We start from the raw sequence: 12,552 nt of genomic DNA on the forward strand, positions 1-12,552 counted from the left end.
TTGTGTGGTTTTTACTTGTCTGATTGTAATACAATCTCAGGTTAGTCATTTAGAATGAAATTTTCAGAAGAGAAAATAAAAATATAAATCTTGCATAGAGTATTTTGATAGCTTGTGAATACAATACGTATTATAATCCACTAACCGAAAAAAACACTAAATTATAAATCATGAAAAAACTACTTTTTTTATTCACTTTAGTATTACTTTTTTCTTGTAATAATGAAAAAAATCAGAATGTATCAGAAGCTTCTGACACCAAGAAAGTATCAGAAATAAAAAAAAGGCTTGAAACCTATATCAACCCATTAGATATTGATTATACCTATATGGTGTATAATTCAACGCAAAATAAATCGTATCGTTCTGGTGCAGATCCTGCAGTTATAGAGTTTAAAGGAGAGTATTACATGTTTGTAACACGTTCTTTTGGCTATTGGCATTCTACCGATTTAATAAACTGGAATTTTATTAAACCAGAACAATGGTTTTTTGAAGGTAGTAACGCACCTACAGCTTTTAATTACAAGGATTCATTGGTGTATTTTGCTGGTAATCCTGCTGGTTACGGAAGTATTCTTTATACAGATGATCCGAAAGGAGGAAAATGGACACCAACTGCCTCTATATCTACAGACATTCAAGATTCGGAATTATTTATAGATGATGACGGACAAACCTATTTGTACTGGGGCTCTTCTAATGTTAATCCACTAAAGGTTAAAAAGTTGAATAAAGATGATCGTTTTTTAGAAACAGGTGTTCGTAAAGAACTGTTTAACCTCGATGAGGAAAAACACGGATGGGAACGTTTTGGAGAAAATAACTTTCACCCAACTTTAAAAGAAGGTTATATGGAAGGTGCTTCTATGACTAAACACAATGGAAAATATTATTTACAATACGCAGCACCTGGCACACAATTTAATGTGTATGCAGATGGAGTTTATATTGGAGACACCCCATTAGGCCCATTTAAATACATGAAAAACAACCCGATGAGCTTTAAACCAGGCGGATTTACAAATGGTGCTGGACACGGAATAACGGTGAAGCAAACCAATGGACAATATTGGCACTTTGCAACAATGGCACTTGCTTCTAATTCGCAATGGGAACGTCGTTTAAGTATGTTTCCTACTTATTTTGATGCCGATGGATTAATGTATAGTAACACATCATATGGCGATTATCCGCGTTTTGGAGCGAATCATACTACAAAAGCAGGAGAGCACAATGGTTGGATGTTATTGTCTTATAAAGGAGCTGCTACCGTCTCTTCTTCCTTAATGCAGATAAAGAAATTTACGTCTGATGACGATGCAGTAGAAGTCACAGAATTACCTTTGGAAAAGAATACTGATGGTCAAATAATTTCTAAAGTATTAACAGATGAAAACCCTAAAACATTTTGGGTTGCAGAAGCCAATGATGATAAACAATGGTTAACCATTGAAATGCTAAAACCGGGAAATATCAATGCTTTTCAATTAAATTTCCATGACCATGAATCAGGGATTTATACGCGTACCGAAGGATTAAAGCATCAATTTACTATTGAAACTTCTATGGATGGTATTAACTGGCAAACGGTTGTTGATAGAAGTACAAGCGAAAGGGATACGCCAAATGCTTACATTGTATTAAATGAACCTGTAAAAGCAAAATTTGTACGTTACAACAATTTAAAAGTACCTGGAGCAAACTTTGCAATGTCTGAGTTTAGAGTCTTTGGATTAGGACTTGAAGATAAGCCAACAGGAGTTACAGGATTCAAAGTAAAAAGAGAAGCAGATCGTAGAGATGTATCTTTTTCTTGGGAAGCTGTAGAAGGTGCTCAGGGTTATAATATCCGTTGGGGAATTGCGAAAGATAAATTATATCAATCATGGCAAGTCTACGATACGACAGAACATTTTATGCGTTCTTTAGACAGAGATACACCGTATTATTTTACTATAGAAGCATTTAGTGAAAACGGAATTTCAGAAAGAAGTAATATTCTTTTTACGAAGTAGATAATAGCAAACAAAATAATTTTAGATACTCTAAAGCATAAAAAACTCCGAATTTTCATTCGGAGTTTTTACTTTTAAGTTCTTGACTTCGCTCGAACTGACATTGAATAATTTACCTATTCATTGGTTTGTCTAAGTTCATATACATAATATCAGCATCGGTAGCTTCTTTACCTAATAAATATTTACTAAAATGATCTGCTCTTAACCAAAAAGAATATTCAGTCATGCTACCAAAACCATGTCTTTGTCCTGGCATAACCATAAATTTAAAACGTTTATTTGCTTTAATTAATTCGTTTGCCATTCTAATCGTTCCGGCAGGATTTACGTTATTATCCATATCACCATGAATCAACATTAAATGTCCTTTTAAGTTCTTTGCCAAAGATGGATTTGTATCAATCTTATATTTATAAGAACTTTTCCCTTTTGCATCAATTTCTTCCTTTACACCATGATGTGTTTCACTCCACCAAGAATTGTACACATTATTATCATGATTTCCTGCAGATGAAACTGCTGCTTTAAAGAAATCTGGATAGACTAACATAGCTGCTGTAGACATAAATCCACCACCAGAATGACCATAAATCCCTACTTTTTCAATATCAATATAACTGTGTTTGTTTGCCAATTGTTGTGCTACATACTTTTTATCAGCCAAACCATAATCACGTAAATTTCCGTAACCATAATTATGATACCATTTAGATCTGTCTGGATGCCCACCTCTGTTTCCTAAGGTAATTACGATAAAACCAACTTGTGCCATTCTATCTACACGGTCCATAGAATAAGAAAAAGATTTATTTACCGCTTCTGTCTGTGGCCCAGGATAAACATACTCCAACAAAGGATAAACTTTCGTAGAGTCCATATCAAATGGTTTATACATAACCCCATAAATATCGGTAATTCCATCGTCTGCCTTTACTTTAAAGGTTTCTGGAAACTTGTATCCTGATGCAAATAGTTGCGATAAATCAGCAGTTTCTAAATCCATTACTTTACGTCCGTTTGCATTTCTAAGTTCCGATTTTGGTACGGTATTTACTCTAGAAAAGTTGCTTATAAAGTATTTGTTAGAGTCAGACATACTTGTGCTAGTTGTAAAATCTCCAGGGTTTAAGTTTTTCATTCCCGTACCATCTAAATTGATTTTATAAGAATGTGCATAGTAAGGATCTTGTTCTTTATTTACGCCGTTTGCAGAAAAATATAACGTGTTGCTTTTTTCGTCTAAACCTTCAAAACTAGCCACATGGTAATCGCCTTCTGTAACTTGATTTTTTAAGTTTCCGTCTGTATCATATAAATAAAAATGTGCCCAACCATCTCGTTCTGCCCAATGCAACATTTCTTTTTCATCATTTAATAAAATTAACGGACGAGACTCTATATAGGTATTAAAACGCTCTTCAATTAAAGTTTTGTATTCTCCCGTATTAATATCTGCTACGTTAATATCATACTTTTTACGATCTCTAGAGATTACGCTGAAATATACTTTTCCTTTTTTAGAAAGCAATAAAGTTGGTCTAAACTCATCGTCTCTACTAGATTGTTTTCTTGGTGCTCTAAAAACAGAAATACTTTGCTGTTTAATGGTATCTAAAGGTACTTTTACATGTGTTTTAGAAGGAATATCAAAAATTAATAATTCTGATTTATAATATTCTTGTTCTCCTGGCATGTGGTATTTATAGGTTTCTAACGTTGGTCTTTTTTTACCTGTAGAATTAATTACCCATAAATCTTTAATATGTCTTGAGTCAGATTTTTGAAAAACAAACTTTTTAGAATCGTGAGACCAGATTCCTCCAACACCGTTTCTTTTGTCTTTATTTTTTTCTTTATCTACATTATCTCCTCTAGATCCACGTCCGTAAGCATAGTTTTCTTCACCATCTTTTGTCCATTGGTTTTCTACAACTGTACTATCTTTTTCGTCTTTAATAAACTTTTTAAAGTTTATTTTATCCATCCAATACAAGTTGTAGTTTTTAGAATACAAGACAATAGAACTATCTGGTGCAATGTTTGCCCACTTTTTCCAATCTTCTTTTTCTTTCTTAATGGTATCAATAATTGTCAAGCCATTTCCACCTAATTTATACTCTAAATGGTAGACTTTTTTCTCCATTTTAGGTTTTGTCGGTTTTTTAGACTTGGCTTTTTTTGTTGAAGTAGAGTCTTTTCCCTCCTCTTTCTTTTCTTCTTTTTTATCATCAATAACTTCAACTTCTTCTGTTGATGTTACTCTAAAACGGATAGCATCTTCTGCTTCGTTAAATTTAAAACTAAAACGAGGTAAGTGTTTTGCGTCGTATGGATCTTTAGTGATTTCTGTTAACCACTTTGCCATCTTTACATTATCGAAAAGTGCCTTTTTAGATTTTTTATCTGCATCCACTAAATAATAATTGGCACCTTCTGATGTTTTATAAGCATACCAAAAACGATTTCCTTTTTTTAACCAATGTGGACTTACAGATGTAGAGTGTACCATTTTTGCCAAATTTGTTGGTGAATACTTAGCAGCAGCTCGGTAATTAGGGGTTGGAGTTTCTTGTGCAGAAATTGTTGAAACAACAATAAATGGCAAGAATAAAAGTAAGAATTTTTTCATGAAGTAAAATAATTTGAATTAGTTGACGTAAAGTTTCTCTAAAACAAATTATCTCACAAATTTTTAAGATTTATTTACAAAAAGTTTAACAATTCCATAATTAATTTAGATTCCGTTTTTCAATAAAGAATCGCTTTAATAACTGAGAACATTCGTTTTCTAAAATTCCACTAACAACTTTTGTCTTTGGATGTAGTGTAGTTTTTAAATTTACAAAACCTCTATCTGGTTCTGTTGCTCCATAAACAATTTTACCAATTTGTGCCCAATAACTTGCACCTGCACACATCTGGCAAGGCTCTAGCGTTACATATAATACACAATCTTTTAAATATTTTCCTCCTAAAAAATCAGCAGCAGCTGTAAATGCTTGCATTTCCGCATGCGCCGTTACGTCGTTCAATGTTTCCGTTAAATTGTGTGCTCTAGCAATAATTTGATCTTTAAAAACAATAATTGCACCTACAGGTACTTCGCCTTTATCAAAAGCAGATTCTGCTTCTTGTAAGGCTTTTTTCATAAAATAGGTATCATCAAAAGGTTGTATCATGTATGTTGATTATAAATATCAAAATTAAGTAAAATATTTACGATAGATTTGTATTTATTAACTGCCCGTTTTACGCACACAGTATTTGATGTTGTATTTTTACGTTTGAATGAAGAATTTGTTAGACCACATAGTAAACCCAGAAGATTTACGAAAATTAAATCAAGATCAATTACCTCAACTTGCAAAAGAATTGAGGGATTTTATTATTGATATTGTAGCAACCAAAGAAGGACATTTAGGCGCTAGTTTAGGCGTTGTAGAGTTAACGATTGCTTTGCACTATCTATTTGATACCCCAAATGACTTATTGGTTTGGGATGTTGGGCATCAAGCATACGGACATAAAATATTAACAGGCAGAAAAGATGTTTTTCACACCAACAGACAGTTGGGTGGAATTGCAGGTTTTCCGTCAAGAAAAGAAAGTGAATACGATGCTTTTGGTGTAGGGCACTCCTCTACTTCTATTTCTGCAGCTTTAGGAATGGCAATTGCCTCTAACATAAAAGGAGATACAGAAAAACACCACATTGCTGTTATTGGAGATGCTTCTATTGCAAGCGGAATGGCTTTTGAAGCCTTAAACCACGCAGGAGTTTCTAAGGCCAATTTATTAATTATTTTAAATGACAACGCTATTGGTATTGACCCTTCCGTTGGTGCTTTAAAAGAGTATCTAACAAAGGTTAAAACCGATAAAAGACTTGCGGCGCAAAACAATATTATAAAAGCTTTAAATTTTGATTATTCGGGTCCTATTGACGGACATGATTTACCAAAGGTATTATCAGAATTAAAACGTTTAAAAGATGTAAAAGGCCCAAAGTTTTTACATGTAATTACTACAAAAGGAAAAGGTTTACAGAAAGCTGAAGAAGACCAAGTAACCTATCATGCACCTGGTAAATTTGATAAAATTTCTGGTGAGCGATTAAAAATAGCAAAAAGCTTATACACAAAGTATCAAGATGTTTTTGGTAAAACAGTGGTAGAATTAGCTGATAAAAATGATAAAATTGTTGGTATAACTCCAGCGATGTTAACGGGAGGTTCTCTAAAATTCATGTTAGAAAAGCATCCAAAGAGAACTTTTGATGTTGGTATTGCAGAACAACACGCTGTAACCTTAGCGGCAGGTATGGCAACGCAAGGTTTAATTCCGTTTTGTAATATTTACTCTACGTTTTTACAACGCGCTTACGATCAAGTAATACATGATGTTGCCTTGCAAAACTTACCAGTTGTTTTTTGTTTAGATAGGGCTGGTTTGGTTGGCGAAGATGGAGCAACACACCATGGAGTTTTCGATTTGGCATATTTACGTTTAATTCCGAATTTGATCGTTTTTGCTCCTAGAAATGAAATTGAATTGCGTAATATTTTATATAGTGCTCAATTAGGATTAAAAAACCCAATTGCCATTCGATATCCAAGAGGAACAGGAGCAATTATCGATTGGAAAAAACCTTTTGAAAAAATAGCAATCGGAAAAGGTGTTTGTTTACAAGAAGGAAATAAAAAGGCTATTTTATCTATAGGAACTATTTCTAAGAATGTTTCTGATGCTTTAGAATTAGTAGAAAATCTAGAGAACTTTTCTCATTACGATATGCGTTTTGTAAAACCTTTAGATGAAAATTTATTACATCGTATTTTTGATAAACATCAAACCATTATTACCATTGAAGATGGAACGATAAAAGGTGGTTTTGGAAGCGCCGTTTTAGAATTCGCATCAGAAAATAGTTATCATCATAAAATAAAAACGATAGGAATACCTGACGATTTTATTGAACACGGAAATGTTTTAAAACTGCAACATGCATTTGGTTTAGATGCAGATAGTTTAGCAAATACATTTAATACATTAACATAAAAAAGACGCCAAATGGCGTCTTTTTTATGTTTGTATTATTGAATTTTAATTATTCAATAATTATTTTACTAGAAGATCTTTTATTGTTTTCATCAATAATGTTTACAATATAAACTCCAGCATTTAAACTCACAGAAACTTCTTGTTTTCCATTTGATGTAAAATCTACTTCTTTAGTAAAAACTTGTTTTCCTGTAAGACTAAAAACAGTCATTTTAGTTTTCCCTAAGGTACTTTTTGCTTGTAAAGTAAAGTCTCCTTTAGAAACAGTAGGATAAACTGCAAATACTTGTGTACCTGCTAAAACATCTTCTACAGAAGCAGTTGCTGTGTTTTTATTTATAGATTTAATAGCCCAACCATAAGAAGATGCTCCTGGATCTGAAACTAAACTTAATTTAAAAACAATTGTTTCTCCAATAGCAAAACCTTTATCTGTTAACGTTATATTTTGTTCTTTAAATAAAGCATCACTACCAATTGCATTATCTTCTTTATTATATTCTGTTAACCATTCTGGAAACCTTCTTGCATCATACTTATCTAATGTTTTCCATGTAATTAAATCGGTAGAAGCTTCAATTAAAACAAAATCATAAAACTGAGTCAAATCGGTTAAATCATCTGTATAAGGTTCTATAAGCGCAAAGTCTTCATACGTAAAAACCTTATTGTCTTCTGATATTGTTAATGGTTGTTTTAATGTTACCGAATATGTTTTATTATTATTATAAGGATGTTCCGAATTATTTAAAACAACACTAGCTACATTGCCATCTAAATTATCTATAACAAAATTAGATTTATAAGTAAAGACATCTGTATTCTGAAATTCTGAAATTTCAATTGAAGTACCTGCATCCTTATAATCAATTACTAAAAACTCTTGGTTATTTATTGGTGTTTCTAGATTATTAACGTCATCAAAAACCTGAATACCTAGTTGATGATACCCTTCTGCCACATCTATTGTTTCATAAGAATAAGTTACTTCTGTACTAAAATTTTGTTCAATCTCTGTTTGCTCTAATCCGTCTATAAATATTTTAACTCTACTTACATCATCTGAAGGTACGTTATAACTAACGGTTGTTTTTAAACTTTCAATTTCTTTTTGTTGTGCAGTAGCATTTGGAAACTTTAAATATCCTGGAAGTGTATATGTACTTAATTCTGGTATCGTTGCAGACCATACACCTCTTCCATAAGTTGCAATTACAACTTGATCGTTTACTATTTTTAAGTCATAAACAGCTACAGAAGGTAAATCTGTAATCATACTCCAACTTGTACCTCCATTTTCTGTTTGAAAAAGACCAATATCTGTACCTGCCCAAATAATATCTTTGTTAAAAGGCATTTCTAAAATACTGTGTACTGCTACGTCGGGGAAACCTGTATCTATACTAGCTTCAAACCCTGTAATATCAGACCAAGTAGCACCTAAATCTTCTGTTTTTAAAATCTTAGGTCTACCTTGTGAAGAAAAAAGAGCATAAGCCCTATTTTTTTCAATATAAGAAGTTCCTAAACCTGAAATAAATAGATTATGGTTACCATTTGGATTGTTGTAAACACCTGCATCTGTAAAAGTTTGTCCATTATCTTTAGAAACATGTAAAACATAACTACCACTTTCTGTCATTAATGCTCCAGCCCAAACAATATTTGGGTCTGCTGTAGAGACTTTTACATTTAAAGCACTTGAGGTACTTGAACTACTTGGTATAAAGTTAGAAGTAATTGGCACTAAATTCCAAGTTGCTGCAAAATCGGCTGAACGCCAAACCCCATTACCAGAAACAGAAAAAACAGCATTTGGGTTATTATCAGCATTTGCCAATTTTGTATAAAATATTTCTTCTCCTTCTAAACTTTCTTGACCTGCAAACGCAAAATTAACATATCTACCAATTCTATTGTTCTGAGAAGAAACAATAAAATCTTGAGGATTGTCATAATGCCAAATAACTTCAAATCCGTCACCACCAAATGCTTCTAAATACTCTTTGTCTTTATTAGCATCATTTCCCAATGATATCCAACAACCATTATCTTGTGCGCCTGTTAAATAATTATCTTCTCCATTTTGTTTTGTTGCTCCGTAAAATTGTGTACTATTTTTTCCTAAGGCTGCACTAGACCAATCGCCTTCATTTACGCCTGGATCTAAAGCCAAATTACTAGAATAAATACCTCCATCATTTGCTAAAATTAATTGAAAGTTATTATCAACTCCTTTTATAGCAGCAAGCCCGTGCTGATCTACATGAACATCTGTATTAATTTGAGTAAGATTACCATTTTGACCAGTAGCAGCAATCTCTAAAGCTGTAAAAGTATCATCATTATTAACAATAACTTTAAAAAGCTCCACACCTCCAACATAAAAAATATCCTCATCGAAAGGATGCGTTAAAACAATATTATCATACCATCCTTGTCCGTTTACCAAATCTAATCTATCTACGCTAGCATCAATTGGAGCGGTTAAATTTGTAAAAGTAGCCCCCGCATCTCTTGATATATATAAATCTGTATTAGTACTAACAGTACCATCAGAACCAGAATACGCACAAACAATAACAACCGATGTATTTACTTCTGATACAGCTGTTTCAAATCTGCTATGATTTACATTAACAGCTGCTTTATCTAAAGCAACACTCCAAGTAATACCACCATCAATACTTTTTACCAATCCTACCCCATTTACAGAACCAAATTGAATATTAAAATCAGATGAAGATGCATCTAAATCTTGAACTCTGCCTGTTGAATTATAAGTTTTAGTCCAGTTTACACCACCATCAATAGTTCTATAAATACCAGAAGTAGTTCCTATAAGAACATTATTGTCGTCTAGGGGATTAATAATCATTCTACCAACATCTCCTAAAGGTGCTGTAGCTGTTAAATGTTGCCAAGTAGTACCACCATTTATTGTTTTAAATACGCCAGAACCACCAATTGCACCTAAATTACCAAAAGGTTCCCCGGTACCTGCATATAATACATTAGAATTTATTTGACTAATTACAACTGTAGAAGTTGCTAAATTAGGTACCTTAAAATCTGTTAATGTTTCCCAAGTTGCTCCGGAGTCTTCTGTAAGCCAAACACCTCCACCAACACTACCTACAAACCATCTTTTTGTGTCATTAGGATCTATAGCAATTCCTCTAGCACGACCAGGCACATTATTAGGACCTCTTTCTTTAAAAACAGGGCTAATTGCACTTTTACCACTTTTTTTTAATTTTTTACTTTTAGCTTTGTTAAATTCTTCTACAAGATATCCTTTTTTATAAGTGGAATTTTCTTCTTCAATTCCTTTTCTTATCTGTTTCTGATAATCTGCAATCTGTTCTATTCCTTTTTTATGAACACCTTTTTTCTTTTTTTGTTTCTTTATTTGATTAAAGTTATTCTTTAAAACAATTTCGGTTTCTTTTTCTTTTGTCTGACAACCAATAAAAAAAAAAGTTGATAAAAGGGCACAGATAATACTAGTTAGGTAGTTGTTATTCATACGAATATATTAAGTTAATCTATTTTTATAAAAATATATTTCTTTTTGGTTGGTATGCTTTCAAGAAGTACTTCGTCACTTTGTTTTTGGACCATGCCAATATGTGGCGTGCATTTTAAAGTGGTATTATCTAACCATTCCATTTTTTCTCCAGTAAATATTCCTTTTTTTAATTCCTTATTCGTTTCTACATCAACTACCTGATAATCAAAAGTAATCGCAGGGTTTTTGGTAGATGTATATTGCAATATTAATACTTTAGACTTATCTTGATTATAAACTTTATCTGTAATTTCTTTATCCTGAAAAGTTATAATTTGGTTGTTTTTAGTATTTTGTTTACTCACATTATTAGATTTACAAAAGAAAAAAAGACTAGAAACTAGCATTAAAAAAAATAATTGAATGGTTTTATTTAACATAAAATATCATCGTTTAAAAGTTAAATTTAACATATTGTTTAAAAATGAAATCTAAATATAGGTACTATTGGTATCAATTAAATAATATTTCCCTTTAATTTTTTATGTGTTCTAATCGCATAACTATCAGACATTCTAGAAACATAACTGCATACTTGCATAATTCTTTGATACAAACTAATTGATTCTGTTTGATATTCTTCTGGTAATAGATTCAATACTAAATCATCAAAATTAGATTCTTTAGCATCAAACTTATTATTTAAAGCTGTTACAAAAACATCTAATAAATCGGCAATAATTCTATAACCAGCAATTTCTTTTTCTACAACGTCTTTGCTTTTATATATTTTTGCAACACTTAATTTAATAATGTCTTTTATTTGCGCTTCATATTTACATCTATCTAATAAAGACCTCTCAAAAGTTCCGTTTAAAATAGCTTCTTCATTTGCTAAGAAAATAGCAACGGCTTCATTAATTAACACCCCAATTGCCAAAGCTCTTAAGTAACTTATTCTGTCTGTTTTATGTTGTAAGGAATGATATTTTTTAATGTCAATAGTATCTTTTACCAACTTAATCATGTATTCTAGAGCAAACTCTTCTTCAATTAAGCCTAAATTAATTCCGTCTTCAAAATCGATAATTGTATAACAAATATCATCTGCAGCTTCTACTAAATAAGCCAATGGATGCCTGTAAAATGAAATTGCCGAATTAGATTTTTGTTTCATCCCTAAATCCTCTACAATTTCTAAAAAAGCTTCTTTTTCAGATTGAAAAAAACCATACTTTTTATCTACAATATGATTTGTTGGTTTCTTTGGCAGACTCTCTTTTGGATATTTTAAAAAAGCCCCCAATGTAGCATAGCTTAAACGCAAACCACCAGAAATTCCTTCTCTCGATTCCGTTAAGATTTTAAATCCGTTTGCATTCCCTTCAAAATCTATTAAATCTTGATATTCTTTATCAGACAATAGATCTTTATATTTTAAACCATTACCTGTTTTAAAATACTCGCCTATGGCTTTTTCTCCAGAATGCCCGAAAGGAGGGTTTCCAATATCATGCATTAAAGAAGCGGTTCCAACAATAGCTCCAAAATCGTTAAACGTATACCCTAATTCCTCTAATTTTGGATAACGTTCTAACAACACCTTACCTACTCTTCTACCCAAAGTTCTTCCAACAACAGACACTTCTAAACTATGTGTTAATCGTGTGTGTACAAAATCTGTTTCTGATAAAGGTATTACTTGTGTTTTGTCTTGTAAACTCCTAAAAGCTGATGAAAATATAATTCTATCAAAATCTACATCAAAACCCAGACGAGTTTCATCTTGAGTTGCTCTTGGGCGTTTTTGTGTATCGCCAAAACGTTTTAAAGAAAGTAATTGTTCCCAGTTCATTTATTTAAATAATAAAGTTTAATTGGTAAAAATACAAACTATTATTTTGAGGTGATGTTCTGATTAAAAAAACATTTTTTTATCAAAAAATTAAGAGAAATTTA

General features: G+C 31.9%; 7 protein-coding genes. 2 read left to right on the forward strand and 5 right to left on the reverse strand.

Features of this window, described 5'->3' with window-relative positions; translation table 11 throughout:
* The first annotated feature begins 170 nt into the window (after positions 1 to 170).
* Positions 171 to 2,018 (forward strand): family 43 glycosylhydrolase, encoded by a 1,848-nt coding sequence (locus H0I29_RS05380; RefSeq protein WP_218754682.1) that lies wholly within the window; start codon positions 171 to 173, stop codon positions 2,016 to 2,018.
* Positions 2,019 to 2,130: 112 nt separating this feature from the next.
* Here H0I29_RS05380 and H0I29_RS05385 read toward each other — a convergent pair whose 3' ends face one another.
* Positions 2,131 to 4,650, reverse strand: a complete 2,520-nt coding sequence (locus H0I29_RS05385) for a DPP IV N-terminal domain-containing protein (protein ID WP_218754683.1) — start codon at positions 4,648 to 4,650, stop codon at positions 2,131 to 2,133.
* A 100-nt stretch (positions 4,651 to 4,750) separates the two neighbouring features.
* Positions 4,751 to 5,200 carry a nucleoside deaminase gene (locus H0I29_RS05390; protein ID WP_165731631.1) on the reverse strand — a complete coding sequence of 150 codons (450 nt, stop codon included), beginning with the start codon at positions 5,198 to 5,200 and terminating at the stop codon, positions 4,751 to 4,753.
* Between the two features lie 109 nt (positions 5,201 to 5,309).
* On the opposite strand from H0I29_RS05390, the gene H0I29_RS05395 reads away from it, so the two are divergent.
* A complete protein-coding gene (locus H0I29_RS05395; RefSeq protein ID WP_218754684.1) occupies positions 5,310 to 7,079 on the forward strand; it encodes a 1-deoxy-D-xylulose-5-phosphate synthase in 1,770 nt (589 codons plus the stop codon).
* 49 nt (positions 7,080 to 7,128) lie between these two features.
* Here H0I29_RS05395 and H0I29_RS05400 read toward each other — a convergent pair whose 3' ends face one another.
* From H0I29_RS05400 to H0I29_RS05410, 3 genes are all read right to left on the reverse strand, one after another.
* A complete protein-coding gene (locus H0I29_RS05400) occupies positions 7,129 to 10,611 on the reverse strand; it encodes a T9SS type A sorting domain-containing protein (protein ID WP_218754685.1) in 3,483 nt (1,160 codons plus the stop codon).
* A gap of 14 nt (positions 10,612 to 10,625) precedes the next feature.
* Positions 10,626 to 10,958: a hypothetical protein gene (locus H0I29_RS05405; RefSeq protein ID WP_218754686.1), complete on the reverse strand. Its 333-nt coding sequence runs from the start codon at positions 10,956 to 10,958 to the stop codon at positions 10,626 to 10,628.
* A gap of 152 nt (positions 10,959 to 11,110) precedes the next feature.
* Entirely contained in the window at positions 11,111 to 12,448 is a 1,338-nt protein-coding gene (locus H0I29_RS05410) for a deoxyguanosinetriphosphate triphosphohydrolase (protein ID WP_218754687.1), read from the reverse strand.
* Positions 12,449 to 12,552: the final 104 nt, after the last annotated feature.

It is taken from the genome of Polaribacter sp. R2A056_3_33, from assembly GCF_019278485.1.
GTDB lineage: Bacteria > Bacteroidota > Bacteroidia > Flavobacteriales > Flavobacteriaceae > Polaribacter.

Excerpts from the sequence above, each read along its gene's own strand:
- H0I29_RS05390 (WP_165731631.1), bottom strand. The coding sequence starts at position 5,200 with ATGATACAACCTTTTGATGATACCTATTTTATGAAAAAAGCCTTACAA.
- H0I29_RS05385 (WP_218754683.1), bottom strand. The coding sequence starts at position 4,650 with ATGAAAAAATTCTTACTTTTATTCTTGCCATTTATTGTTGTTTCAACA.
- H0I29_RS05380 (WP_218754682.1), top strand. The coding sequence starts at position 171 with ATGAAAAAACTACTTTTTTTATTCACTTTAGTATTACTTTTTTCTTGT.
- H0I29_RS05400 (WP_218754685.1), bottom strand. The coding sequence starts at position 10,611 with ATGAATAACAACTACCTAACTAGTATTATCTGTGCCCTTTTATCAACT.
- H0I29_RS05395 (WP_218754684.1), top strand. The coding sequence starts at position 5,310 with ATGAAGAATTTGTTAGACCACATAGTAAACCCAGAAGATTTACGAAAA.
- H0I29_RS05410 (WP_218754687.1), bottom strand. The coding sequence starts at position 12,448 with ATGAACTGGGAACAATTACTTTCTTTAAAACGTTTTGGCGATACACAA.